Raw genomic sequence first — 26,213 nt, 5'->3', positions numbered from 1 at the left:
CGCAGATGACCGGCGGATCCCATACAGCCACGGGCGACGACGTACTGGGCGCTGCGCTGGACTGGCGCGGCCAGGGCGTGGGCGTGGCGCTCGCCACCGTCGTCTCCACCTGGGGCAGCGCCCCGCGCCTGCCCGGATCGCAGATGGCCGTGGCGGCCGACGGCCGTTTCGCCGGCTCGGTCTCGGGCGGCTGTGTGGAAGGTGCGGTGATCGAGGCGGCGCAGGCCTGCATCGCCGGGGCGGCACCGAAGCTGATGGATTTCTCGGTCGGCGACGATCAGGCCTGGGCGGTCGGCCTCGCCTGCGGCGGCCGGCTGGAAGTCTGGGTCGAACGCCTGGATTGACGGGAGCGGCAGCCTGATGGACGCGACACTGATCCGCCGCATCGCCCAAGACCGGGCCGCACGCCGTGGCGTGGCGCTGGTCACCGCCCTCGACGACGCTGCGACCACCGCCCTGGTCGCCACCGACGGCGCCGATATGGGCGCCGCCCTGCCGGCCCCCGTACGCGATGCCGCATGCACGGCGATCCGCCAGGACCAGGCCACCAATATCGAGGCCGAGGGCCGGCGCTGGTTCATCAACGTCTTCGCGCCCCGCCCGCGGCTGATCGTGATCGGCGCGGTGCATATCGCCCAGGCGCTGGCCCCCATGGCGGCGGCGGTCGGCTACGACATGGCGGTGATCGACCCGCGCGGCGCCTTCCTGACGCCCGACCGCTTCCCCGGCGTCACCGCCCGGATCGCCTGGCCCGAAGACGCGCTGCCCGAGATCGGCCTCGATCCGGCCTCGGCCCTGCTGGCGCTGACCCATGATCCGAAGCTCGACGATCCGGCGCTGACCCTGGCACTGGATGCGCCGCTGTTCTATATCGGAGCGCTGGGCAGCACGCGCACCCATGCCAAACGTGTCGCCCGGCTGGAAGAGGCCGGTTTCGACGCCGGCCGCATTTCCCGTATCCACGCCCCGGTCGGGCTCGCCATCGGCGCGCGCACCGCGCCCGAAATCGCGCTCTCGATCCTCTCGGAAGTGGTCGCTGTCCGCCGCCTCGGCAGTGCCGGGGCGCTGAGGCAGCGGCCGCCGAAAGGCTGAGCCGCCCGTTCACCCTGTCCGCCCACCTCCAGTATGTGAACCGATCGCCCCCATGGATTTCTCCGAACATCCGCTCGACGATGCAGACGGCGTTCTGCTGGCCCACGCGATCGCGGTCGAAGGCCGCGTGCTGAAGAAGGGGCACCGGCTGGATCCGGAGACCATCGATCTGATCCGCAAAGAGGGCCGCACATCCGTGCTCGGCGCCCGTCTCGGGCCGGATGACGTCCACGAGGACGAAGCGGCCCGGCTGGTGGCCGAAGCGGTCGCCGGGCCCAATGTCCGCATCGCCCGCGCCTTCACCGGCCGGGTCAATCTCTATGCGGCGACACGCGGCCTTTGCCGGATCGATGAAAGCCTGGCCAGGGCGATCAACCGGGTCGATGAGGCCATCACCATCGCGACGCTCGCCGACGATACCGCCTGTGAAAGCGGCGAGATGCTGGCGACGATCAAGATCATCCCCTTCGCCGCCCCCAGGGCGGCGCTCGACCGGGTGCTGGCGATGATCGCCAAGGCCGGCCGGCCGGCGATCCGCATCGCGCCATGGCAGGTGATCCACGCCGCGCTGATCCTGACCGAGCTGCCGCATCTGAAGCAGTCGATCTATGAAGAGACCGCCCGTGCCATCGGCAGCCGGCTGATGCATCTGGGTGCGCGCCCCCCGGTGATCGAGCGCGTGCCCCACGACCGCACCCGGCTGGCCCGGGCGCTGGCCGATATCGCGCGGGAACCGATGGACCTGATCGTGGTGGCCGGCGCCTCGGCCATCGTCGACCGCGCCGATGTGATCCCGGCGGCGCTGACCGATATCGGCGGCACCATCGTGCGCCTGGGCATGCCGGTCGACCCCGGCAATCTGCTGATGCTGGGCCGGCTGGCCGGCCGGCCGGTGATTGGTGCGCCCGGCTGTGCGCGCAGCCCGAAGATCAACGGCTTCGATCGGGTGTTGCAGCGCGCGGCTGCGGGCGAGGCGATCGAGGCGCTGGACATCGCCGATTTCGGCGTCGGCGGCCTGCTGAAAGAAGTGGGCGAACGCCCGCTGCCGCGCGCCGCCGCCTCGCCCGGCCCACGTCGAGGTGCCCCCAGATCGGTGCGCAATGTCGCGTCCGTGGTGCTGGCCGCCGGCCGCGGCACCCGCATGGGCGGGCCGGTCAACAAGCTGGTGCGCGAGATCATGGGCAAGCCGCTGATCGGCCATGTGCTCGATGCCGCGCTCGAAAGCCGGCTCAGAGCCCTCACCGTCGTCACCAACACCGATCCTTCGGTGCGGCTTGCGATCGGCGGGCGGCCGGTGCCGGTGGTGGTGAACGAAGAACCCGAGGCCGGCATGTCGCGCTCGCTCGCGATCGGTCTTGCCGATATACCCGAGGGGGCCGAGGCGGCGCTGGTGCTGCTCGCCGACATGCCCGGCATCACGCCCCGCCATATCGACATGCTGATCGATGCCTATGACCCGGACGAGGGCCGGTTGATCGTGGTGCCGGCCTGGCAGGGCAGGCGCGGCAATCCGGTGCTGTTCGACCGCCGTTTCTTCGCCGAGATGATGGCCCAGACCGGCGACCGCGGCGCCCGAGAGGTGATCCGCGCCCACGAGGACGTGGTGGTCGAGGTGGAGATGCCCGATGCCGCCTGCCTGGGCGATATCGACACGCCCGAGGCACTGGCCGCCGCCGAAGCCGCCGCCCGCGCCCAGGGCCTGCCGCCGGCGAGCGGTGCGCCCCTCCCCGCCGCGGGCGGGTGATCTCTGGTATAATCCCGCCGCATCCCTGATAGCGAGGCCGGCCAACCGGCCCGACAGACCTGTCCCGTTTCCCGAGGAACACGCCCCGTGACCACCCTTCCCCCCCATGCCGAACGCACCCGCGAGCAGAGCGATCTCTGGTCGTCGAAGGCACGGACCTGGAGCCGCTGGGCCCGGCCGCTTGAAGCGATGGCCACCCGCTTCAACGAGATCCTGACCGAGGCGGCGGGCGTCACCCCCGGCGCGCGGGTGCTGGATCTGGCGGGCGGCGCCGGCGAGCCGGCGATGACGCTGGCTCGCAAGGTGGGCGGGGACGGCTTCGTGGTCTCGACCGATCTGGTACCGGCCATGCTGCCCACCATTCGCGCGCGCGGCGAGGAAGCCGGGCTGGGCCAGGTATTGACCGTCGCGGCCGCCGATATGGAGCATCTGCCCTTCGCCCCGGCCAGCTTCGATGCCGTGGTCAGCCGCTTCGGCGTGATGTTCGCCCCCCATACCCAGGCGGTGGCCGACGGCATCCGCCGGGTGCTGCGCCCGGGCGGCCGCACCGCGCTGATGATCTGGACGACGCGTGAGGCCAGCACCATGCTGGAAGTGCTGGGCAGCGCGGTCGAGGCCGAACTTGGGGTGGAGCCTGCCCATCCCGATGCGCTGGGGCCCTTCCGTTTCGGCACCTGCACCCGCCTGCCCGATGCCCTGACCCGTGCCGGGCTGACCGGGGTTGCCGCCGAAACCCACGTCTTCTCGCCGCGCCCGCGCCTTGCCGATGATTTCTGGCGCCCGCAGCTGGACATGAGCTGGGGCCACCGCCTGGACGCCCGCCCCGAGGCCCGTCCGGCCATCGAAACCCGCATCCGCACCGCCTTCGCCGCCCTCGCCGATGCCGAAGGCCGGGTGCCGCTCCGGGCCGAGATGCGGGTGGTGTCGGGGGTGGCGCCGGGGTGAACACCAGCGGGCGCACAGGACACCTGCGGGCGCACGGGGGGTTGACGCCCCCGCGCGGCGCCCAAGTTCGTCATGGATCGTCATGCCGGCGCAAGGAAAGATCCGGGCGGGGCAGCTGCGGGGGCGCCATGTCGACCGTCAATCTCAAGGATGCCGAAGCCGGCCTCCCGGAACGGGGCGACAAGGCCGGAACGGGCGATCTCATCACGATCACCCGTCACGGCAAGCCTTTCGCGGCTCTCGTGCCTCTGGAAGCCGCGGAGCTGGCCCGCAAGGCAATGGCCCCACACACCCGTCGGTCTGGCATCCTACCTCAAGACCTTGTCCGGGTCTTGAGGTGGAACACAATCCCGCCCCGTCGCGAGATGTGGATCTGTGAGCGGGTTTCTGCTCGATACCAACGCCGTGTCGATGCTGTCGCCGGCGACGATCGGATCGGTCGGAGCGTTTGCGGCACGGCTGGAACGTATGGACCGCGCGAGCGCGCTGTGGCTGCCGGTCGTGACGCTCCATGAAATCGAAAAGGGGATCGCCCTTCTTGGACACAAGGGGTGACGTCGGAAGCAGCGGCACGGGACGGCTGGCTGTTTATGGGGTGCCTCTATAATCCGGAGATCTTGAGGAACCCTGTACCATAAGCCGTTGTCGATCCACATTCCTACAAGTTATGCGGCACGATGTTTTCGCTGCGACCGCCAACGCATCATGGGTTGTTCAATGTATCGGTAAGTCTGAAGCGACAGTGTTATCGTGATTATTGGCACGATCACAACCATGATCATGAAAAGATAGTAACGATTTGGCTCGACGAGCGGCAAGAGAAAATAGAGAACGAGCCATATCACGGGGACGTGCAGAATATAGAGGGAATAAGACGCAGATCCGACAGCGACGAAAGGCCTCGTCGAGAGCACGCCTGTCAACCGCTTAGCCAGACGTTCGCCCCGCATACCGGTGGGCCAGGTCACCATAGCCATGAAAATTATCCCTAGGCGGTAAACTCATAAATTCGCTTGGCGTTTTTTGGCAGCTGTGATTCAAGGCTTCCGAATGAGGGAGCTTTGAATGACGCGCCGCCGCTATGAACTCACCGACCACGAATGGTCGATCATCTCGCCGCTACTGCCAAACAAGCCGCGCGGTGTTCCTCGGGTTGATGATCGTCGCGTTCTGAACGGCATTCTCTGGCGCTTCAGAACGGGTTCCCCGTGGGCGGAAGTTCCAGAACGCTATGGCCCATCGACCACCTGCTACAATCGCTTCGTCCGCTGGCGGAAGGCCGGTGTCTGGGATCGACTTCTCGAAGCGGTTTCCAAGGCTTACGACGGCGATATCGTCATGATCGACTCGACCTGTGTTCGCGTTCACCAGCACGCGGCCACGGGAAAAAGGGGGATGGAGACGATGGCGGCATGGGACGTTCCCGTGGCGGGCTCACCAGCAAGATCCACGCGCTCGTCGATGCCGAAGGCCGTCCCGTCACCCTCCACCTGACCGCCGGTCAGGTGGCCGACTGCACCGAGGCCGAAGTGCTGATCGACAGCCTTCGCGAAGGCGACATCCTGCTGGCCGACAAGGGCTACGACAGCAACGCCATTCGCGCCAAGGCTGCCGAGCGGAAGGCCTGGGCCAACATTCCGCCGAAGACCAACCGCAAGGGTAGCTTCACTTTCTCCCGCTGGGTCTATCGGCAGCGGAACCTCGTCGAACGGTTCTTCAACCGGATCAAGCAGTTCCGCGGTATCGCCACTCGCTACGACAAGCGACCGGAGAACTATCTCGCCGCCGTCAAGCTCGTGGCCGCGAGGATCTGGTGCCTGAGCTTATGAGTCTACGCCCTAGAACGACAGCAAACGATGCCAGAGCTAGAGCGGCAATGCTCCCCCACAAAATCATGCGTCGCCACATAAGACGCGTGGCACGCCCGTCTTGAAGCAACTTAAAATAGAACAAATATGCCCCAATACCAACAAGAAAATGTGGCAATCTCTGAAGTAGGAACGACGGCTTCCCGAAATCAAGGCCCGACAATCTTACAATCCAGAACCCCAGATAGGCGAGCGCGAACGCCACAAGAAAAGCGCGTCGCCCTCTGATCCGGGCGAGCAGGAACGGGGCGATGAGATAAAACTGCCACTCAAGCGTGATGCTCCACGCCGGGCTCAGAAGAGCAAGAGACGATGCGGGTAGAACCTGATCCGGCAGAACGCCGTGCATCATTGTGAGATGCAAAAGGATATGAAGAATAAAGTTTCGGTCAACATCCTCTTGCCGAATTTGCTGAGTTTCCATGAACGGGGCAAGGCTGCTGTCGAAGATCAGATAACGGTAGACGTCGGTCAAGCCGACCGCGACAAGAAGCGCTACGAGATAGATGGGGTAGAGCCTCATAAAGCGCCGCAAAATGAACTGACCGTATGCCTCACTTCTGGAATTCACGAGATGCGTGATGACGAACCCGCTTATGAGAATGAAGACGTCGACGGGAACGCCGGAGTGCATCGCATTAGCGAATGGCATTGCCGAAAAAGCTGCAATATGGAACAGCATAACCCACCCGGCCATGATGCCCCGCAGCCCCTCGAATGCGGCGATACGACCCATGTTTCCTCCAGACTTAGGCCGCATGTATCCGACCGGTGAATGTCCCAGCGAGCATCCTACAAATTTGCGCGGCGCCATCCACCAAAAGGTAATGGCCTCCCCTGCTATATTTCAGTTTTATAGAATGCTTGCTTTTGATTAAAAATGCCTATCATTGGCACCCCCCCCTCGGGAATCTGAGTTGCACAGGTGGCCGGTCCGGCCGCTCGCGCGACAAACAATCGAAACCGACGGCCCACTCAAAAAGCCGGCCAGCGCCTCATCGACCACTGTCCGGAGCATACAACCTTCCTGCCCCGGAAATCCCCTCACCTGTGACACATCTCACATAGCGCACCACCGCCCGTCGTGGCACAGTGCGGCGGGGTTATATCGGATCGATATCACGGGACGATCCACCAGGGAGACAGGACGGGCCCACGCCATGGACGTGCGGACGTTGTGCCTCGGCGTGCTGACGCTTGGGGAAGCCACGGGTTACGAGATCAAGCAGGTCTTCGAGGGCGCCTTCGCGCATTTTCACGCGGCGGGCTTCGGCTCGATCTATCCCGCTCTGGCCGATCTGGCCGCCGAGGGGCTGGTGACGGTCACCGAGGTGGAGCAGGAAGGCCGGCCGGACAAGAAGATCTACAGGATCACGCCCGAGGGCCTGACCCGCTTCACCGAGGTGCTGTGCCGCACGCGTCCGCGGGAGCGGGTGCGCTCGGAATTCATGGTGCAGATGTTCTTCGCCGCCCTGTTGCCGCCGGCCCGGATCGAGGACGCGCTCAAGATCAAGGCCGGGGAATATCGCGAGATTCTGGCCGATCTGGACCGGCGCGAGGCCGAGGCCGAGGGCGAGATCCCGCCCGGGCCGCGCTTTACCCTTGAATTCGGGCGCGCCGTCTATGGCGCGGCCCTCGCCCATGTCGAAAGCCGGGGTCCTGCCCTGGTCGAGGCCCTTGCCGCAACCGCCGCCCGCAACGACGGGGATCCTTCATGAACCGCTCCATCCTGCTCGCCCTGATCCTGGCCGCCGCTCTCGGCGCCTGGATGTATACCGGCCGCATCGAATACGGCTTCAACGCCGATGCCGCCACCGATCCGGCGGCGGATGCAGCGGCCGGGACGGCGCCGGCCGCCGAGGAGGCCGCCCCCGCGGCGGCGGCGGAGCCGTTCACGGTCAGGGTGGCCGAGCTGACGCTGACCGCCCAGGTCCGGGATCTGGTGGTCAGCGGCCGCACCGAGATGCGCCGGGTGGTGGATGTGGCCGCCGAAAGCGCCGGTCGGGTCATCGAACTGCCCGTGTCCCAGGGCAGCCGGGTCAAGGCCGGGGCCGAGATCGCGAAGCTCGATACCCGCGATCTGGAGCCGCGCCGCGCCCGCGCCCAGGCCCTGATCGAACAGCGCCGGGCGGAACTGAAGGCCGCCTCGTCGCTGAGCGCCAAGGGGTTCCAGACCGAGCTGCGTCTGGCCGAGGCCAAGGCCGAGTTCGAGGCCGCCCGCGCCGAGCTTGCCCAGATCGAGCAGCAGATCGACGACACCGTCGTCCGCGCCCCCTTCGCCGGCATCGTCGACCGCCGCCATGTCGAGATCGGCGACTATGTCTCGCCCGGCACCCAGGTGGCCCGGGTGCTGGCGCCCGAACCCTATCTGATCGTGGCCGACATCGCCGAACGCGATATCGGCGCAATCCGGGTCGGCCAGCAGGCCCGCGCCCGCCTGGCCGACGGGGCGCTGGTCACCGGCACGGTGGCCTATATCAGCCGTCAGGCCGATGCCCAGACCCGCACCTTCCGGGTGGAAATCGAGGTCGGCAATCCCGATGGCCTGCTTCCCGGCGGGGTCACGGCCGAAGTCTCCGTGCCGCTGGATCGCAATCCGGCGGTGCTGCTCACCCCGGCCCTTCTGTCGCTCGACGAGCGCGGCCGGGTGGGTGTGAAGGTGGTCGACGGCGACGACCGGGTCGCCTTCGACGTGGTCTCGATCCTCTCGGCCAGCGATGCCGGGGTCTGGGTCACGGGCCTGGCCGAACAGGCACGGGTGATCGTGGTCGGCCAGGGCTATGTCGCCCCCGGCGACAGGGTCGTTGCAGTCGAGGTGCAGCCGCAGGAGCTGCGCGGCCTGGTGCCGCTGCCGCCCGAGGTGGAGCGCATGCTCGACCAGCTCGATCTGTCGGCGACCGGCGCCGGCAAGGCCGCGGCTCGTGAAGGGGCCGGCTCGTGAAGACACTGATCAATGCCTGCCTTGCGCGCAGCCGCACGGTTCTGAGCCTGCTGGTTTTGCTGCTGATCAGCGGATCGGTGGCCTATAACGACATTCCGAAGGAAAGCGACCCCGACGTCGCGATCCCGATCCTCTACATCACCATGCGCCACGACGGCATCTCGCCCGAGGATGCCGAGCGGCTGCTGATCCGCCCGATGGAGCAGGAACTGCGCTCCGTCGAGGGGCTGAAGGAGATGCGCGCCACCGCCGAGGAAGGCTATGCCACGGTGGTGCTGGAATTCGAGGCCGGCTTCGACATCGAGAAGGCCAAGCGTGACGTCCGCGAGCAGATGGACATCGCCAAGGCCGATCTGCCCGGCGAGACCGAGGAACCGGAGCTGCACGAGGTCAACGTCGCGCTGTTCCCGATTCTGGTGGTCACATTGTCGGGCGATGTCGACCAGCGTCTGCTGATCCGCCTCGCCCGCGATCTTCAGGACAAGATCGAAGGGCTCTCCGGCGTTCTCGAAGTCGACATTGCCGGTGACCGCGAGGATCTGGCCGAGATCGTGGTCGACCCGCGCGCGCTCGACAGCTATGGCATTTCGCAGGACGAGCTGGTCCAGCTGGTCGGCCGCAACAATCAGCTGGTGCCGGCCGGCGCGCTCGACAGCGAGGCGGGCCGGGTCTCGGTCAAGGTGCCGGGGCTGATCCAGTCGATCGACGACATCCTGGACATGCCGATCAAGGCGATCGACGGCCGGGTCGTCACCTTCCGCGACGTCGCGGTCGGCCAGCGCAGCTTCAAGGATCCGGAATCGCTCGCCCGCGTCGACGGCAAGCCGGCAATCGCGCTGGAGGTGACCAAGCGGATCGGCGTCAACATCATCGACACCATCAACGAGGTGCGCGCGGTCGCCGATGCCGAGGCGGCCCTCTTCCCCGAAGGCGTCAAGATCTCCTACAGCCAGGACAAGTCGCAGCAGATCGAGCTGATGCTGTCGGACCTGTCGAGCAATGTGGCGAGCGCGATCATCCTGGTGATGATCGTGGTGCTGGCGGCGCTGGGGATACGTTCCTCGATCCTGGTCGGCATCGCCATCCCGGGCTCGTTCCTGACCGGCATCCTGGTGCTGCATTCCATGGGGCTGACGGTCAACATCGTGGTGCTGTTCTCGCTGATCCTGGCGGTGGGCATGCTGGTCGACGGCGCGATCGTGGTCAGCGAATATGCCGACCGCCGCATGCTGGAGGGCGTGCACCGCATCCAGGCCTATCGCGAGGCCTCCACCCGCATGGCCTGGCCGATCATCTCGTCCACCGCCACCACGCTCGCCGCCTTCCTGCCGCTGCTGTTCTGGCCGGGCATCGTCGGCGAGTTCATGAAATTCCTGCCCATCACCCTGATCGTCACACTGACCGCCTCTCTGGCCATGGCGCTGATCTTCCTGCCGGTGCTGGGCAGCATCATCGGCAAGCCGGCGAAATCGAGCGGCCGGGTGGTGGAGATGCTGCGCGCGGCGGAAGACGGCGACATCCGCTCGGTCGGCGGGCCCGCCGGGCTTTACGTCCGCACCCTCGACAAGGCCGTCCGCTATCCCTGGGTGGTGGTGGCGATCGCGCTGGTCACGGCGGTGGTCACCCTGCAGGCCTATGGCGTGTTCGGCCGCGGCGTCGAATTCTTCCCCTCGGTCGAACCCGACAACGCCCAGGTCCAGGTCCGCGCCCGCGGCAACATGTCGATCTCGGAAAAGGAGACCCTGGTCCGCGAGGTCGAGGCCGAGGTGCTGAAGCTCGACGGCTTCAAGACCGTCTACACCCGCACCGGCACCATCCGCGGCGAGGATCTGCCCGAAGACGTGATCGGCATCATCAATCTGGAATTCGCCGACTGGCGCACCCGCCCGCATGCCAGCGACATCCTTGAGACCATCCGTCAGCGCCTGAAAGACCATCCGGGTCTGGTGATCGAGGCCCGCGAGGAAGAGGCCGGCCCCCCGGTCGGCAAGGCGATCCAGATCGAGCTGGCCAGCCGCTTCCCCGAAACCCTGCCCGGTGCCGTCGACCACATCCTGGCCGGCATGCACAGGATCGGCGGCATGATCGACATCGCCGACAGCCGGCCGGTGCCCGGCATCGAATGGGAAATGGTCGTCGACCGCGCCCAGGCGAGCCGCTTCGGCGCCGATGTGCTGGGGGTGGGCAATGCCGTGCGCTTCGTAACCCAGGGCGTGAATGTCGGCACCTATCGTCCGGACGACACCGATGACGAAGTCGAGATCCGGGTCCGCTTCCCCGAAATCGACCGCACCGGCGACCGGCTGGACCAGCTGCGCATCCAGACCGCGATGGGGCAGACGCCGATCAGCAATTTCGTCGAGCGCCGCGCCGCCCCCACCCAGGGCATCATCAACCGCACCGATGCCCGCCGGGTGATGACGGTGGATGCCGAAGTGCCCGAGGGCGTGCTGGCCGACAACAAGGTGCGCGAGATCCGCGCCTGGCTGGCGGCCAACCCGCTCGATCCCAGGGTGGAGGTCAAGTTCAAGGGCCAGGACGAAGAGCAGCGCAACGCCCAGGAATTCCTGACCCGCGCCTTCGGCATCGCGCTGTTCCTGATCGCCATCATCCTGGTCACCCAGTTCAACAGCTTCTATCAGACGGCGCTGATCCTTTCGGCGATCGTGTTTTCGTCGCTGGGCGTGCTGATCGGCATGATGGCGACCGCGCAGCCCTTCGGCATCGTGATGGGCGGTATCGGGCTGATCGCGCTGGCCGGCATCGTGGTCAACAACAACATCGTGCTGATCGACACCTATAACGAGATCCGTGCCAAGGGTGCCGATGCCGTGGAAGCCGCCCTCCGCACCGGCGCACAGCGCCTGCGGCCGGTGATGCTGACCACGGTCACCACCATGCTGGGCCTGGTGCCCATGATGCTGTCGATCAATGTCGACATCCCGAACCGGGTGATCGCGGTCGGCGCCCCCTCCACCCAGTGGTGGACGCAGCTGTCCACGGCCATCGTCTACGGGCTGGGCTTCGCCACCCTGCTGACCCTGATCCTGACCCCGGCGATGCTGGTGCTGGGTGACCGGGTCGGCCGCTGGGCGCGGCGGATGGCTGTTCGCCTGTCGCGGCGGAAGGCCGACGCCTGATATCAGTGAGCGCTGACCACCACTCACCACAGGGATCCCGAAACCGTGCGGCCTGTCAGGCCGTCTTCGCGGCATGTTCCCGCTTTCGCACGATCATCGCGACCTCGGCGTTGTGAATGGTTCCCCATTCGCATAGCGGCGCAAGGACCTGGGCCAGACTTCGGCCAAACTCGGTCAGCTCGTACTCCACATGCGGCGGCACCTTCTGGAAATCGATGCGCCGAACGACGCCGTCTTCCGTCAGCTCCTTGAGGTGCTGAATCAGCATTTTCTCGCTCACGCCGGTCACGAGCCTGCGGAGCTGACCGGTGCGCCTGGCACCGCTGGCCAGATGATAGACGATCAGTGGTTTCCACTTGCCGCCGAGAATGGCCAGCACGGCTTCCAGGCCACATTGAAAATTTGCCCTGGTCATCCTGATCTCCTGTTTCTGACACTTACAAAAAGGTCAGTACTGGATCCTGAGTCTGCCCTGTCTTACCTGGATCGGACGACGATGTCGACGCGCAGGAGCACCAGCGCATAAAGGGAACATCATGACCAGGATCCTTGTGACGGGCGCCACCGGCAATATCGGCCGAATGACCCTCGAACATCTTTTGAAGCGCAGGCCTGCCGGCGATCTTGTCGGTCTCGCCCGCGATCCCGCCAGGGCGTCAGGCCTTGCCTCGAAGGGGATCGAGATCCGTCGAGGCGACTATTTCGACCACGACGGACTTCTGCGCGCCTTCGATGGAATCGAGAAAGTGATGCTCGTTTCCGCCACGGCTTTTACAGACCGGAAAACCCAGCACGAGAACGTCATCAATGCGGCACGACATGCCGGCGTCAAGCACCTCGTCTATATGCCGATCATCCGGAAGACCGGCTCCGTCTTTGTCCTTCCGCAGGTGACCGAAGAGGATCGTCGCGTCGAGGAAAGACTGAAGGTCTCCGGTCTGACCTGCACGCTGGTGCGGCATCCGCCATTTCTTGAGAACATCGAAACTTATGCCGGTGGCAATCCCCTGAACGCCGGTGTCCACGCGCCCGCCGGGGCGGGCAAGGCGGCCTATGCCTGCCGCGAGGATCTGGCAGAAGCACATGCCGTTGTGCTGAGCGAAGCTGGACATGAGAACAAGGCCTATGCGCTATACGGCGGTCCGCCCGTGTCCTTCAGGGATGTTGCGCAGATTCTGTCTGAGATCAGCGGCGGGCCGGTGCCGTTCCATGCCATCTCGGATCAGGACTACGTCGCCCGACTAATGGCAGCGGGGCTGCCCGAGCCGGCTGCCGGCTTCGTGCTGGCCTGGGTACAGGGCGTCAATGCCGGCGAGTGGGACGGCCAGAGCGACGATCTGGAGAAACTTCTCGGCCGCAAGCCGACGACACCGACCGAGTTCCTGCGGGCCAGCTATGGCGGGAACCGCGGATGACGGCTCAGGCGATGACCACCTCGCCGATCAGATCGATCAGCGCCTCCAGCGCCGGCAGATCGCGGGCGCGGGCATCGGTGACCTGCCGGTCGTCATCTGAACACGCGCATGCCCTCGGCGATCCGGGTTGCGGTGGTGATCAGGCACAGCCCGCCGAAGATCCAGGCCGCCCAGGGAAAGGCTGCCGGCCACAGGCAGATGGCCACGAAGACCAGGATGGTTTCGGTGCCCTCGGTCAGCCCGCCCAGATAGTGGATCGCCTTGCCGCGATGGCCCGAGGGCGGCACGCCGCCGCGTCTGGCCGCGATGGCGGCGAAGGCCAGGAAGCTCGATCCCGTGCCCACGAAGGCGAAGATCAGGAAGGCCGCCGGCAGGGCATTCGCCGCCGGATCGGCCAGGGCGAAGCCAAAGGGCACGGCGGCGTAGAACAGAAAATCACAGGCGATGTCCAGAAAGCCGCCGCGATCAGTCGGCCCCGCCGCCCGCGCCACGGCGCCATCAAGACCATCTGCGATCCGGTTAACCAGAATGCAACCAAGCGCGGTCCAGAATGCCCCGAACGCAAGGGCCGGCACGGCGGCGAGACCGATCGCGAAGCCGGCAAGCGTGAGGCTGTCGGCCCGCACGCCGCGGCCGGCAAGGCCGCGGCCGATGCGGTCGAGAACGGGATCGAGGCGTCGGCGGACGGGGATGTCGAACATGGGGCCTGGAATGCGCGTGGAACGGAACCGGCGACGAAAGATGCGCCCCCCGCATCATGACATGCCTGACAATTCCATGCAGAGCCCCCTATATTCTGAACGGGCAGTGCAGGCCGCGCAGGGCGCCGGCCGGCATAGCCCCGAGACCGGTACCGCAGCGGGAAACTGACCGACGATGACCCAGAACAACGCCGTCGATCCGATCGCGGATATCGGCCATCAGACCGAAAGCGCTGCGGCGCGCCGCGAACGCCTGATCCGCTTCATCTCCTCTCAGCCGCTGCCGATCATGCCGCTCAGCGTGTCGATCGACGAGGACGGCGAGATCCGTCGCAAGGACGCGACCGACCCGCTGCGCTTCACCTTCCGCTGGCGCGAGATCGCCTATACCGGCACGCTGCGTGCGGCGCCCGAAGGTGTCTTCCTCAGCCTGATCGCGGATCTGGGCGTGCTGCCCTATTCGGCCGAGGCGCCGGAGCGGCGCCGGCGCTTCCTGTCGCTGGTCGGGCGGAAATCCTGGTCGGGCCGCACCGGCATCGGCGTCGAGGTGACGCCGCGCCAGCATATCGTGGTGGTCAATCAGGAACAGCTGATGGAACCGCCCTATTCCGCCAATGCCATCGTCGGCCAGGTCGCCCGCATGGCGCTGACCGCCGCTCCGGTGGTCAGCTGGCTGCATGACGAACTGGCCCCGCCGCCAGAGGTGGCCGTCAAGACGGGCGCGCGGCCGCGCTCTGGCCGGCCCTTCACCGCCGACCGCCGGGCCCACGCCCCGGTCTGATCGACCGGCAGGTCGGAACCTGCATCGCCCACACGGGTTGGTCTCCCTCCCCCCCTCTCACGGAAGGAGAGACGTCCCCATGCCCGTGATCGAAAACGCCCGCATCCTGATTCTGGCGACCGACGGCTATGAGCGCGCGGAGCTGGTCTATCCGCGGGATGAACTGTTGCGCCGTGGCGCAAAGGTTCAGGTCGCCGCCCCCGAAGCCGGCCGCATCCGCAGCTGGGACGAAACCGATTGGGGCGACCGGGCCGATGTCGACCTGAAGGTCGCCGATGTGCGGATCGAGGATTTCGACGCCCTGGTCCTGCCCGGTGGCCAGATCAACCCCGACAAGCTGCGCCAGGTGCCGGACGCCGTGAAGGTGGTGAAGGATTTCGTCGCCTCGGGCAAGCCGGTCGCCGCGATCTGCCACGGCCCCTGGATGCTGGTCGAAGCCGATGCGCTGCGCGGCCGCACCGTCACCTCCTACCCCTCGATCGCGACCGACGTCCGCAATGCCGGCGCCACCTGGATCGACGAGGAGGTCGTCACCGACCGGGGCATCATCACCTCACGCAATCCGGGCGACCTGCCGGCCTTCGTCGACAAGATCGTCGAGGAAGTGGCGGAAGGCCCTCATGCCCGTTGAGCGGCCAGATGGGGGCTTAGGGTTGGGCCGAGGGTCGGGCTGAGGAAGGGTCAGGGGGCCGTCAGAAAGATCAGCCCCCGGCGGCCGAGTGCCGCCACCGCGGCACGCAAGGCCGCCGGCTCCTCCGACGGCAGGCCGGCCAGGATCTCGCCCATCGTCGCGATGTCGCGGTCCAGCAGCAGCGCCAGGATCGCGCATTCCGGCGCATTCAGGCGGATCGTCACGTCACCTGCCCTGATGTCAGCCGGCCCCGTCGCCGGCAATGCCGGGCGCCGGCGCAGGGCGGGCTGGACCAGAACCGCATCTTCCGGTCCGCCGGCCCCGGTGGCCAGCCCCAGGGCCATGGCCCCGGCCAGCGGGCGCCCCGCGGCCTGCGCCGCCTGGAAGCGGCCCAGATCCAACCCGGCGCTCAGATCGGCCAGAACCGCCTTCAGCTGCGCTTCATACGCGCCCCTTGCGGACGGATCCACCGGCACCGGTGCCGCCAGCCGGTCCGCCATCTCGCGCAGCCGCCAGCGCAGCACCTCCGCCCCATCCGGCCGCTGGATCGCCAGCGTCAGATGCAGCGACTGCCCGCCCGCCTCGGCCACCTCGGCACGGTGATAGTCGCCCCTGGGCAGGAACAGCAGATCCCCGGGCGCCAGCACCACCTCCACCTCGGGTGGGCCCGGATCGCGGCGGGGATCGACCGTGTCGCCACCGAAGGGCGGATCGCTGCGTCGGCCGTGACAGAACCAGCGCTTGCGGCCGGTGATCTGCACCACCAGCACGTCATGGCCGTCGCGATGGATCTGGAAGGCGCCATCCCGGGTGAAGCTGGCATAGGCGTTGATGGTGACCGGCGCCTCGACATGACGTTCGACCATGGCGGCCAGCGCCGCCAGCGCCTGAACATGCCGATGCATGCCGAGCAGCACTAGGCTGGCCCCGCCCTGACACAGTGCCTGAAGCTGGGCATCCAGCAGCACCCGCCGGCCGTCGGGGGAAAGCCGGGTCAGCATCTCCAGCGGCACCTCGCGGCCCGCCCGCATCACCGAAACCTCGCCCTCGACCAGCGCCTGCGCCGACAGACGGGCATTCACGGCCGCCCATGGCAAAAGACCGGCACAGGCGGCTGCCTGTCCGGTCTTCACATGCAGGCGCTGCCCTGCCTCCATGGCCGCAGACAAAGGGCTGTCCAGGCGTTGCCGCAGAAGGTCTCTCAGCGTCGCGATCATGCAGGCGCTCACGCCCCGCGGTCAGGACGAGGTGGGACCTCCGTCGGGGGTCACGGCGTCCATCAACCGGGTCGCCGGCGCCAATGCCCAGACTTCAAGCGCCGGCCGCAGCCAGAGCGGGCGATCCTGAACCTGTTGCCCATTTTCAGTCGTGATCTCGTTCCGCTTCATGCCCCGTTCCCCAAAACGCAGGACGGCATCATTGCCACCCTGCTCTGCCCGGTGATAGCCGATCTTGAGTGCCCTGTCATCAGACGGAGAGCTCACCTGGGCAGCATGCTCTGCGGTGTCTGATAGACCTCGGCAAAATAGCCACGGAACAGGCGCATCGCGGGGCTGAGATCAACGCCCTGGCGCCAGGCCAGGCCGACATTCATCGGCGGCACCTCTTCGGCCATCACCACCGTTTCGATGCGTTTGCCTTCCAGCGACCAGGGCCGGTAGACCATGTCCGACAGGATCGAGATCCCCTGGCCGTTGGCCACGATCGATCGTACCGCCTCGATCGACGAGGTGCGCAGGCGGATGTTCGGCTGGTGCTGGGTGCGGTTCCAGTATTTCAGCGCCGAATGGGCCGCTTCGTCGACGGTCAGCATGATATAGGGCTCATCCGCGATGTCGCCGAAACGCACCCGGTCGCGGCCCAGCAGCGGGTGTCCGGCCGGCAGCCACAGCCGCCGCTGGCTCGACATCAGGGTTTCGGTGACCAGTTCCGGATTGTTGACGTTCGAGGTCAGCACCACCGCCATGTCGAAACGGTTGGTGACCAGCCCGTCCTCGATCATCTCGCGGCTGAGTTCATAAAGCTGGATGCGCAGATTGGGATAGCGCCGCTCCAGCCGCTCCAGATGCTGGGGCAGGAAATAGCCGAGCACGGTATAGCTCGCCGCCACCGACAGCGTGCCCGAGAAGGCATCATCGGCGGTGCCCGGCTGCAGCGCTTCCTCGATGCTGGCCAGGATCCTGTAGCCGGCCGCCAGGAAACGGCGGCCGGCATCGGTCAGCTCCATGCCATGGGCGGTGCGGTCGAACAGCCGGCTGCCGGTCTCGGCCTCCAGCTCCTTGATCGCCGCGGTGATCGCCGATTGCGAGATCGACAATTCCTTGGCCGCCCGGGACACCTGCCCGAGCGTGGCAGTGGCCACGAAGTACTTCACGTGGCGGAAGTTGAGCGACATCCGCGACACCTTCTGATTTTCAGATAATGCCTCACCGCATTTTCGGAACAGATGCCTGAACGGGGGTCAGCGCCCTCGATGATATGCATGAGAATGAAGGATTTGAAAGAGCCGTTGAAGATTCAAGCGTTCACCTTTTTCGATAATGCATTCTCATAATTTAGAAATTGCCGAGGGGTTAAATCCTGGATCACCATATTGTCATAAAGACGTGAACAAGCGCGTTCCGGTATCACGCCATCGCGTCGGATCGCATGCAGCAGGAGAGAGACGCTTGGCTAAAAGACTGGTCGATCTCAATTGTGATCTCGGTGAGAGCTTCGGCCACTGGACGATCAGTGAAGCTCCGGACGATGTCCTGCTCGACCTGATCAGCTCGGCCAATGTCGCCACCGGTTTTCATGCCGGCGACCCCAACCTGATGGACCGGGTGGTGCGGCTGGCGGCCGAACGTGGTGTGGCATTGGGGGCCCATCCGGGCTTTCGCGACCTGCAGGGCTTCGGCCGGCGGGTGATCCAGGCCCGGCCGGAAGAGCTGGTGAACGACATCATCTATCAGCTGGGGGCGCTGCGCGAATTCGCCCGCCGTCACGGCGTTCGCCTTCAGCACGTCAAGCCGCATGGCGCACTCTATATGGAAGTCGCCCGCGACGAGACCCTGTCGCAGCTGCTGGTCGAGGCGCTGCTGAAGTCCAGCCCCGAAACCTATCTCTACTGCATGGATGTTTCGGTGACCTGCACGGTCGCCCGCGCCGCGGGGCTGCCGGTGATCCGCGAATTCTATGCCGACCGCGATTACGACAACTCCGGCTCGATCGTCTTCGCCCGCCGGATGCGGGCGCTCGACCCCGAGGAGGTGGCCCGCAAATGCGTCCGGGCCTGCCTTGAGGGCAAGGTCCGCACCGTCGAGGGCGACGATATCGAGATCGAGTTCGAATCGATCTGCTTCCATTCCGACACGCCGGGCGCACTCAAGATCGGCACCGCCATCCGCGCCGGGCTGATCGATGCCGGCATCCGCATCGCCAATGCCGCAGAGGTCGCCGCCGCGGCCTGACGACCACGCACGCCCCCGCCCGCCCTTCTCTTCCCCCGCCCTTCTCTTCCCCCGCATCTCCACGGTCTCAAGCCCCCGAACCACACCCGCATTCCTGCCAGCCGGAAGGACCCTCATCGATGGCCGAAATCCGCTCGCCGCTTCCCGGTACCTTCTATCGCCGCCCGGCCCCGGACCAGCCGCCCTTCAAATCCGATGGCGACACGGTCGCGCCGGGCGAGGTGATCGGGCTGATCGAGGTGATGAAGTCGTTCATCGAGGTGAAGGCAGAGGTCGCCGGCACCATCACCCGCTTCCTGGCCGAGAACGAGACCCCGGTCATGGCCGGCGCGGTGCTCGCCGAGCTTGAAGGCTGAGGGCGCGATGGCGATCCGCAAGCTCTTCATCGCCAATCGGGGGGAGATTGCGGTGCGCATCGTCCGCGCCGCACAATCCCTCGGCATCGCCACGGTGCAGGGCCATTCCGAAGCCGATGCCGACATGCTGGCGGTGCGGCTGGCCGATCAGGCGGTGTGCATCGGCCCGGCCCCGGCGAAAGCCTCCTATCTGAACGCCGCCCGGATCATCGAAGCCGCAAAGGCCGCCGGTGCCGACGCGATCCACCCGGGTTACGGCTTCCTGGCCGAGAACGCAGCCTTCGCCGAGGCCGTCGAGGCGGCGGGGCTGATCTTCGTCGGCCCCTCGGCCGCGACCATCCGGGTGATGGGCGACAAGGCCGCCGCCCGCGCCGCCGCCATCGCCGCCGGCGTGCCGGTCGTCCCCGGATCGGAGGGGCGGCTCGCCGATGTCGAAGCCGCGGTCGCCGCCGCCGGGGCGGTCGGTTATCCGGTCATGATCAAGGCGACCGCCGGCGGCGGCGGGCGCGGCATCCGTATCGCAGAGACCGAGGCGGAACTCCGCAAGCTGGCGCCGCAGGCGGCATCCGAGGCCGAGGCGGCCTTCGGCGATGGCGGGCTCTATCTGGAGCGGGTCATCCGCGATGCCCGGCATATCGAAGTCCAGATCCTGGGCGACGGCCGCCACGCCATCCACTGTTTCGAACGCGAATGCTCTTTGCAGCGCCGCCGTCAGAAAGTCTGGGAAGAGGCCCCCGCCGCCTGCCTGGACGATACCACCCGCGCCGAGCTTTGCGCCTCGGCGGTAGCACTTGCCCGTTCGGTCGACTATCGCGGCGCCGGCACGCTCGAATATCTCTATGACGAGGCGACCAACCGCTTCTACTTCATCGAAATGAACACCCGCATCCAGGTGGAGCATCCGGTGACCGAGATGGTGACCGGCATCGACCTGGTCGCCTGGATGATCCGCATCGCCGGCGGTGAGCCGCTCTCGATCGCACAACAGGATGTCCGCCTCCACGGCCATGCGATCGAGGTCAGGATCAATGCCGAGGATCCCGCCAACGGCTTCATGCCCTTCCCCGGGCTGGTGGGCGCGATGTCGGTGCCGGAAGCGCCGCATATCCGCTTCGACGGCATGATCTATGAAGGCTATCAGATCCCGCCCTTCTACGACTCGCTGCTGGCCAAGCTGATCGTGACCGGCGAGAGCCGCGGGGCCGCGATCGATGCGCTGGCGGCGGCGCTGGAGACGATCCGGATCGACGGTCTGAAGACGACCATCCCGCTGCATGTGGCGCTCGCCGCATCGCCCGAGGTGCGCGAGGGCCGCACCCATACCCAGTTCCTCGAAGCCTGGCTGGCCGCAGGCGGCCTCGCCACCCGATAGGAGGACCGGATGAAGACGCGCTATTCCTTCGGGGGTGACGAGCACATCTTCGTCGAAATGGACGAAGAGATGTCGCTCGACGCCTTCTTCAAGGCGCTCACCATGAGCAACGCGGTCAAGACGGCCGCGATTCCAGGGGTGACCGAGGTCTGCCCCGCCAATGCCAGCTTCCAGGTCAGGTTCGATCCCGACGTCATCGCACCCGATGCGATGATGGCGAAGCTGAAGGCGCTGGAAAGCGCCGCGGAAGAGGGGCCGAAACGCCTCGACACCCGGATCATCGAAATCCCGGTCTTCTACCAGGATCCCTGGACCCACGAGACCCTGATGCGCTTCCGCGAGCGCCACCAGGACCCGAGCGGCACCGATCTGGACTATGCCGCCCGGATCAACGGCTTCGACGACGCCGCGGGCTTCATCCGCGCCCATCACTCCGCGCCCTGGTTCGTGTCGATGGTGGGCTTCGTCGCCGGCCTGCCCTTCCTCTACCAGCTGGTAGAGCGCGAGCGGCAATTGCAGGTGCCGAAATATCTGCGGCCGCGCACCGACACCCCGAAGCTGACGGTCGGCTATGGCGGCTGCTTCTCGTGCATCTATTCGGTGCGGGGGGCCGGCGGCTATCAGATGTTCGGCATCACGCCCATGCCGATCTACGACCCCGAACAGTCGATCTCGTATCTCCAGGACTTCATGGTCTTCTTCCGCCCGGGCGACATCGTGAAGTGGAAGCCGATCGACCGCGCCGAATACGACGCCATCACGGCCCGGGTCGCGGCGAACACCTATGTCCCGCGCATCCGCCCGGTCTCCTTCGATCTCGATGCCTTCAAGGCGGATATCGACGGCACCAACGCCCGGCTGATGGAGGCCCTCGATGGCGATTAAGGTTCTGAACCCCGGCCTCGCCACCACCGTCCAGGATCTGGGCCGGCCCGGCTATTTCCATCTGGGCATCCCCGTCTCGGGCGCGATGGACACCCTCTCGCTCACCGCCGCCAATCTGCTGGTCGGCAACCCGGCGGGTGCGGCCGGGCTGGAGGCGGTGTTCCTGGGCCCGCAGCTCGAATTCCAGCGCGATGCCACGGTCGCCGTCACCGGTGCCGATCTGCCGCCGAAGCTCGACGGCGAGCCGCGCCCCGGCTGGACCGCCTTCAGGGTCAAGGCCGGCCAGGTGCTGAGCTTCGACTATCTGAAGAGCGGCGCCCGCGCCTATGTCGCGGTCTCGGGCGGCATCGACGTGCCCGAGGTGCTGGGCAGCCGTTCGACCTATGCGCTTGGCGCCCTCGGTGGCTTCCACGGCCGGGCGCTCGCCGCGGGCGACGTTCTGCCGGTCGGGGAAGGCCCGGGTGCGGAGGAAGGCCGTTCTGTCGCCCCCAGCCTGCGCCGCCTGCCCGGCACGCCGGCCGAAATCCGGGTGCTGCCCGGCCTCTACTGGCGTCTGATCACCGAAGCAGCCGGCCGCAACTTCTTCGAGGATGACTGGAAGGTGGCCCCCGAGGCCGACCGCATCGGCTACCGCTTCCGCGGCGGCCGGCCGTTCAGCTTCGAGCCGCGCGAGCAGCCCTTCGGGGCCGGCTCCGACCCGTCCAACATCGTCGACGGCTGCTATCAATACGGCTCGATCCAGGTGCCGGGCGGCACCGAGCCGATCGTGCTGCATCGCGATGCCGTCTCCGGCGGCGGCTATTTCACCCTGGGTGCGGTGATCTCGGCCGATATGGATCTGATCGGCCAGCTGCAGCCGCACACCCCCACCCGCTTCGTGAAGGTCGACATGGCAACCGCGCTCACCGCCCGCCGGGATCGCGCCTCGCTGATCGCCCGCCTGCACGACGCCCTGCTCTGACCCATGACCCGTTCTCCGGGCGGGGGAGACCGCCCGGAGGACCGGACCACCTGCCTACCCGCCTGAGCAAGAAGAAGACAGCCGAAAACAAGAACAAACACGAAACAACGTGAACGTTCAAAGACGACATCAGAGGCTCACGTCATGAAAAAGCTCGCGATCGCTCTTCTGGCCGGCACGCTCTTCACAGGCGCTGCCCAGGCCGCAGACTGGTTTCCCTATCCCGCCGCCGAGGTGACCCCGGCCTTCTCGGCCGACGGCACGTCGAAGGACATCGACTATGTGCCGCTGGACAAGGCGTCCAAGCCCTGGAACGTCTGCGTCTCCTTCCCGCACATGAAGGACGCCTACTGGCTGGGCGTCGATTACGGCGTCACCGAAGAGGCGAAGCGCCTGGGGGTGAAGCTGAATGTGGTCGAGGCCGGCGGCTATACCGAACTGCCCAAACAGATCAGCCAGATCGAGGATTGCGTCGCCTCGGGCGCGCAGGCGGTGGTGATCGGCGCAATCTCGTATGACGGGCTCAACAATCTGGTCAAGGAGCTGGCGGCGAAGAAGATCCCGGTGATCGACGTGATCAACGGCATCTCCTCGCCCGAACTGGCCGCCAAGTCGCTGGTGTCGTTCTACACCATGGGCAGCGAGACCGGTAAGTATCTGGCCGCCAAGCATCCGGCCGGCTCCGCCCCGGTCAAGGTCGGCTGGTTCCCGGGGCCGGCGGGCGCCGGCTGGGTGGAAGCCGCCCATAAGGGCTTCATGGAGGCGGTCAAGGGCTCGGCGGTCGAGGTGCTGGAGCCGCGCTATGGCGATACCGGCAAGGAAGCCCAGCTGCGGCTGGTGGAAGACGTGCTCCAGGCCACGCCCGACGTCGCCTATATCGCCGGCACCGCGGTGACCGCCGAGGCCGCCCAGGGCCTGCTGCGGGAACGCGGCCTCACCGACAAGGTCGGCATTCTCGCCTTCTACATGACCCCCGGCGTCTATCAGGGCATCAGGCGCGGCTTCATCGAAGCGGCACCGGCCGACAGCATGGTCATTCAGGGCCGCATCGCCGTCGATCAGGCGGTGCGCATCCTGGAGGGCAAGGAGTATGTGAAGCATGTCGGCCCGAAGATCTTCGTGGTCGACCAGAAGAACATCGGCAAGGTGGCGCGCGAAAGCATCCTGCCGCCCGAGAACTTCTCGCCGGTCTTCTCGGTGAACTGATACCGGGCCGATTCCGAACCGCTCCACCGGCGGGGTGCCGGATCCGTCCGCACCCTGCCGGTCTGCGCACCCCCGCAGTCAACGAGCAGGCAGCCCGAGACCATGGCCCAGATACCAGACGCAACCACGCCAGACGCAACCACGCCGCCCCTGATCGAAACCCGGGGGCTGACCAAACGCTATCCGGGCGTCACGGCGCTGAACGCGGTCGATTTCGACCTCCGGCGCGGCGAGGTCCATGTGCTGTTCGGCGAGAACGGCGCCGGCAAGTCCACGCTCATCTCCATGCTCGCCGGCGCCTCGACGCCGAGCGAGGGCGAGATCCGGCTCGACGGCCGGCCGGTCGCCTTCCACTCGGTCGCCGATGCCCGCATGGCCGGGATTTCGGCGGTCTTTCAGGAATTCTCCCTGGTTCCGACCCTGTCGGTGGCCGAGAACATCTTCCTCGGCAACGAGTTGAAGACCGGGCCCTTCATCGACCGGCCGGCCATGCGCCGGGCCGCCGATGCGCTGTTCGCCCGGCTCGATTTCCGCATCGATCCGCGCCGCAGGGTCTCGGATCTCAGCCGCGCCGAACAGCAGATGGTCGAGATCGCGAAGGCGCTGCAGGGCGAGGTGTCGCTGCTGATCCTCGACGAGCCCACCGCCTCTCTCACCGATCGCGAGGTCGACCATCTGTTCAAGGTGGTGGCGGCGATGAAGGCCCAGGGCGTCGGCATCATCTACATCTCGCACCGCATCCAGGAATTCGCCCGCATCGCCGACCGGATCACCGTGCTGCGCGACGGCGCGAAGATCGGCACCTATCCGATGCAGGGCACCGACGAGGCGACACTGGTCGAGCTGATGGCCGGCCGCGCGATCACCGAAATCTATCCCGCCATCGCCCATGCCCCCGGGGCGCCGCTGGTCACGATCCGCGGGCTGAAGGCCTGGGGTGTCAACGGCATCGATCTCGACATCCGCCCGGGCGAGGTGCTGGGCGTGGCGGGGCTGGTGGGTTCGGGCAAGTCGCGCGCCTTCCGGGCCATGATGGGGCTGCTGCCGGTCGAGGCCGGCCGGGTGGTCTGGTATGGCGGGGGAGCTGAACGCGACCTCACCGGACACACGACCCGCGCCATGATGGCCGCGGGCGCGTACTACCTGCCGCCCGACCGCAAGACCGAAGGGTTGCAACTCGCCTTCACCGTTCGCGACAACCTGGCCCAGGGGGTGCTGCCCGGCATCGCCGGCCGGGGCCTGCTGCCCTGGCCGCGCATCCGCAGAACCTGCGAGCAGGTGGCCGAGCGGGTGGAACTGCCGCCCGCCTATCGCAGCCGGCTCGCCGCCCAGCTCTCGGGCGGCAACCAGCAGAAGACCCTGTTCGGCCGCGGGCTCGGCCGCGATTACGCGCTCTATGTCTTCGACGAGCCGACGGTCGGCGTCGACATGGGGGCGCGCGCCGCGATCTACCGGCTGATCCGGGATCTGGCCGAAGCCGGCAAGGCGGTGGTGGTCATCTCGTCCGACCTGCCCGAGGCGATGAACCTCGCCCATCGGCTGGTGGTGTTCTCCCGCGGCCGCATCGCCGCCGAACTCGGCCGCGGCGGCATCTCGGAAGCGGCCGTCCTGGCGCATTTCTTTGCGGAAGAGGAAGAGGTCGCATGACCGATACACCCGCACCCGCCACCGGCATGACCAAGGGATCCGCCTCCATGACCGATACCGCCCGGGGCCCGGCCGCGAACCCGTTGCGCCGCCTCTTCATCCGTCTGGGTGTCCTGCCCTTCTTCCTGGCGGGCGCACTGATCGTGTTCTCGCTGCTCTCCGACCGCTTCCTCACCGTCGACAATCTGGTCAATGTCGCCCGGCAGTCGGTCTATCTGATGCTGGTCTCGCTGGGTCAGATGCTGGTGCTGATCACCGGCGGTTTCGACCTGTCGGTGGGTGCTGCGGTCGCGGTCACCTCGGTGGTCTCGGCGCTGGTGATGACGGCGCTGGGCCAGATCTTCCCCGATGCCGTCTGGCTGGTTATCCTGGCCGGCGCCGCCGCCGGCTTCTGCGCCGCCATGCTGATCGGCCTGGTCAACGGCATCGGCGTCGCCGCCTTCGGCGTCTCGCCCTTCATCATGACCCTGGGTGTCAGTTCGGTCGCGGCCGGCATCTCGCTGTTCCTGACCGGCGGCGTGCCGGTCTCGGGCCTGCCCTTCGAATTTGCCGACCTCTTCGGCTTCGGCCGGCTGTTCGGCGTGCCGGTGCCGGTTCTGGTCGCGGCGGTCGCAGCGCTGGCGATGTGGGTGGTGATGAGCCGCACCCGCATCGGCATGCATGTCTATGCCATCGGCGGCAACATGAAGGCGGCGCATCTGTCGGCGATCGACACGAAGAAGGTGCTGGTCTTCGCCTATGTGATCTGCGCGCTGATCGCCTCGCTGACCGGGCTTCTGCTCACTGCCCGTGTCGAGAGTGGCGAGGCCAATCTGGGCGGGACCATTGCGCTGGAGAGCATCGCCGCCTGCGTGATCGCCGGCGTGTCGCTGCGCGGCGGCATCGGCCGGGTCGAAAACGTCGTGCTCGGCGCCTTCTTCATCGTTCTGGTCCAGAACGGCATGAACCTGGCCCAGATCAGTTCCTACATGCAGATGGTGCTGCTCGGCGCCCTGCTGATCCTGGCCGTGGTCTTCGACCAGATCCGCTACCGCATGCTGATGGGGCGGGGCTGAGGCCCCGCCCCGTCGCCGGGA

At 66.8% G+C, this 26,213-nt stretch carries 25 protein-coding genes; 20 read left to right on the top strand and 5 right to left on the bottom strand.

Annotated features, from left to right (window positions below; all coding sequences use genetic code 11):
- The first annotated feature begins 5 nt into the window (after positions 1-5).
- The 6 genes from P7L68_RS13850 (at position 6) to P7L68_RS13825 (ending at position 5,610) form a co-directional block, all read left to right on the top strand.
- Positions 6-344, top strand: a complete 339-nt coding sequence (locus tag P7L68_RS13850) for an XdhC family protein (protein ID WP_372006220.1) — start codon at positions 6-8, stop codon at positions 342-344.
- 16 nt (positions 345-360) lie between these two features.
- On the top strand, positions 361-1,092 hold the full coding sequence (locus P7L68_RS13845) for an XdhC family protein (RefSeq protein ID WP_372006219.1): 732 nt from the start codon (positions 361-363) through the stop codon (positions 1,090-1,092).
- 52 nt (positions 1,093-1,144) lie between these two features.
- Complete coding sequence (locus P7L68_RS13840; protein WP_372006218.1) at positions 1,145-2,836, top strand: NTP transferase domain-containing protein; 1,692 nt, start codon at positions 1,145-1,147, stop codon at positions 2,834-2,836.
- Positions 2,837-2,923: 87 nt separating this feature from the next.
- Positions 2,924-3,781 carry a class I SAM-dependent methyltransferase gene (locus P7L68_RS13835; RefSeq protein ID WP_372006217.1) on the top strand — a complete coding sequence of 286 codons (858 nt, stop codon included), beginning with the start codon at positions 2,924-2,926 and terminating at the stop codon, positions 3,779-3,781.
- Positions 3,782-4,156: 375 nt separating this feature from the next.
- Positions 4,157-4,336, top strand: a complete 180-nt coding sequence (locus P7L68_RS13830) for a hypothetical protein (RefSeq protein ID WP_372006216.1) — start codon at positions 4,157-4,159, stop codon at positions 4,334-4,336.
- Positions 4,337-4,846: 510 nt separating this feature from the next.
- Positions 4,847-5,610 (top strand): IS5 family transposase gene (locus P7L68_RS13825; protein ID WP_372006215.1). Its coding sequence is split into 2 segments (ribosomal slippage): positions 4,847-5,162 and positions 5,162-5,610, totalling 765 coding nucleotides; the frame shifts between segments, so codons are not numbered across the junction.
- Here P7L68_RS13825 and P7L68_RS13820 read toward each other — a convergent pair.
- A complete protein-coding gene (locus P7L68_RS13820; protein ID WP_372006214.1) occupies positions 5,570-6,385 on the bottom strand; it encodes an acyltransferase family protein in 816 nt (271 codons plus the stop codon). The two genes, P7L68_RS13825 and P7L68_RS13820, sit on opposite strands and share 41 nt — an antisense overlap.
- 424 nt (positions 6,386-6,809) lie before the next feature.
- Between P7L68_RS13820 and P7L68_RS13815 the strand changes: the two genes are divergently transcribed.
- Genes P7L68_RS13815 through P7L68_RS13805 form a run of 3 tightly spaced genes read left to right on the top strand, consistent with a single transcriptional unit; the run spans position 6,810 to position 11,730 of the window.
- Positions 6,810-7,367: a PadR family transcriptional regulator gene (locus tag P7L68_RS13815; protein ID WP_372006213.1), complete on the top strand. Its 558-nt coding sequence runs from the start codon at positions 6,810-6,812 to the stop codon at positions 7,365-7,367.
- Complete coding sequence (locus P7L68_RS13810) at positions 7,364-8,590, top strand: efflux RND transporter periplasmic adaptor subunit (protein WP_372006212.1); 1,227 nt, start codon at positions 7,364-7,366, stop codon at positions 8,588-8,590. The genes P7L68_RS13815 and P7L68_RS13810 overlap by 4 nt, the downstream gene beginning before the upstream one ends.
- Positions 8,587-11,730, top strand: a complete 3,144-nt coding sequence (locus P7L68_RS13805; protein WP_372006211.1) for an efflux RND transporter permease subunit — start codon at positions 8,587-8,589, stop codon at positions 11,728-11,730. The genes P7L68_RS13810 and P7L68_RS13805 overlap by 4 nt, the downstream gene beginning before the upstream one ends.
- Before the next feature lie 55 nt (positions 11,731-11,785).
- On the opposite strand, the gene P7L68_RS13800 is transcribed toward P7L68_RS13805, so the two are convergent.
- Positions 11,786-12,145, bottom strand: coding sequence for a winged helix-turn-helix transcriptional regulator (locus P7L68_RS13800; RefSeq protein ID WP_372006210.1), 360 nt, complete (start codon positions 12,143-12,145; stop codon positions 11,786-11,788).
- 121 nt (positions 12,146-12,266) lie between these two features.
- Between P7L68_RS13800 and P7L68_RS13795 the strand changes: the two genes are divergently transcribed.
- The gene (locus P7L68_RS13795; protein WP_372006209.1) at positions 12,267-13,145 is read left to right on the top strand and encodes an NAD(P)H-binding protein; all 879 of its coding nucleotides are present in this window, start codon (positions 12,267-12,269) and stop codon (positions 13,143-13,145) included.
- A gap of 92 nt (positions 13,146-13,237) precedes the next feature.
- On the opposite strand, the gene P7L68_RS13790 is transcribed toward P7L68_RS13795, so the two are convergent.
- A complete protein-coding gene (locus P7L68_RS13790) occupies positions 13,238-13,846 on the bottom strand; it encodes a CDP-alcohol phosphatidyltransferase family protein (protein ID WP_372006208.1) in 609 nt (202 codons plus the stop codon).
- Positions 13,847-14,021: 175 nt separating this feature from the next.
- Here P7L68_RS13790 and P7L68_RS13785 point away from each other — a divergent pair, with 175 nt between their 5' ends.
- Positions 14,022-14,627, top strand: coding sequence for a hypothetical protein (locus P7L68_RS13785; protein WP_372006207.1), 606 nt, complete (start codon positions 14,022-14,024; stop codon positions 14,625-14,627).
- Between the two features lie 79 nt (positions 14,628-14,706).
- A complete protein-coding gene (locus P7L68_RS13780) occupies positions 14,707-15,258 on the top strand; it encodes a type 1 glutamine amidotransferase domain-containing protein (protein ID WP_372006206.1) in 552 nt (183 codons plus the stop codon).
- 50 nt (positions 15,259-15,308) lie between these two features.
- Here the strand turns inward: P7L68_RS13780 and P7L68_RS13775 are convergent, their stop codons facing one another.
- Together P7L68_RS13775 and P7L68_RS13770 are read right to left on the bottom strand one after the other, a co-directional pair.
- Entirely contained in the window at positions 15,309-16,475 is a 1,167-nt protein-coding gene (locus P7L68_RS13775; RefSeq protein ID WP_372006205.1) for a JmjC domain-containing protein, read from the bottom strand.
- Positions 16,476-16,738: 263 nt separating this feature from the next.
- Positions 16,739-17,653, bottom strand: a complete 915-nt coding sequence (locus tag P7L68_RS13770) for a LysR family transcriptional regulator (protein WP_062766111.1) — start codon at positions 17,651-17,653, stop codon at positions 16,739-16,741.
- Between the two features lie 274 nt (positions 17,654-17,927).
- On the opposite strand from P7L68_RS13770, the gene P7L68_RS13765 reads away from it, so the two are divergent.
- The 8 genes from P7L68_RS13765 to P7L68_RS13730 all read left to right on the top strand — a co-directional run bounded on the left by P7L68_RS13765 (position 17,928) and on the right by P7L68_RS13730 (position 26,192).
- Entirely contained in the window at positions 17,928-18,710 is a 783-nt protein-coding gene (locus P7L68_RS13765) for a 5-oxoprolinase subunit PxpA (protein WP_372006204.1), read from the top strand.
- Between the two features lie 119 nt (positions 18,711-18,829).
- On the top strand, positions 18,830-19,066 hold the full coding sequence (locus P7L68_RS13760; protein ID WP_014744670.1) for an acetyl-CoA carboxylase: 237 nt from the start codon (positions 18,830-18,832) through the stop codon (positions 19,064-19,066).
- 7 nt (positions 19,067-19,073) lie between these two features.
- The gene (locus tag P7L68_RS13755; RefSeq protein WP_372006203.1) at positions 19,074-20,438 is read left to right on the top strand and encodes an acetyl-CoA carboxylase biotin carboxylase subunit; all 1,365 of its coding nucleotides are present in this window, start codon (positions 19,074-19,076) and stop codon (positions 20,436-20,438) included.
- Between the two features lie 9 nt (positions 20,439-20,447).
- Positions 20,448-21,323 carry an allophanate hydrolase subunit 1 gene (locus P7L68_RS13750; RefSeq protein ID WP_372006202.1) on the top strand — a complete coding sequence of 292 codons (876 nt, stop codon included), beginning with the start codon at positions 20,448-20,450 and terminating at the stop codon, positions 21,321-21,323.
- Positions 21,313-22,284: a biotin-dependent carboxyltransferase family protein gene (locus P7L68_RS13745; RefSeq protein WP_372006201.1), complete on the top strand. Its 972-nt coding sequence runs from the start codon at positions 21,313-21,315 to the stop codon at positions 22,282-22,284. The genes P7L68_RS13750 and P7L68_RS13745 overlap by 11 nt, the downstream gene beginning before the upstream one ends.
- A gap of 144 nt (positions 22,285-22,428) precedes the next feature.
- A complete protein-coding gene (gene torT, locus P7L68_RS13740; protein ID WP_372006200.1) occupies positions 22,429-23,490 on the top strand; it encodes a TMAO reductase system periplasmic protein TorT in 1,062 nt (353 codons plus the stop codon).
- A 102-nt stretch (positions 23,491-23,592) separates the two neighbouring features.
- Positions 23,593-25,137, top strand: coding sequence for a sugar ABC transporter ATP-binding protein (locus tag P7L68_RS13735; RefSeq protein WP_372006199.1), 1,545 nt, complete (start codon positions 23,593-23,595; stop codon positions 25,135-25,137).
- A gap of 47 nt (positions 25,138-25,184) precedes the next feature.
- Positions 25,185-26,192, top strand: a complete 1,008-nt coding sequence (locus tag P7L68_RS13730; RefSeq protein WP_372006844.1) for an ABC transporter permease — start codon at positions 25,185-25,187, stop codon at positions 26,190-26,192.
- Positions 26,193-26,213: the final 21 nt, after the last annotated feature.

It is taken from the genome of Tistrella mobilis, assembly GCF_041468085.1.
Taxonomy (GTDB): Bacteria; Pseudomonadota; Alphaproteobacteria; order Tistrellales; family Tistrellaceae; genus Tistrella; species Tistrella mobilis_A.
This window is presented reverse-complemented; position numbering and strand designations above follow the sequence as displayed.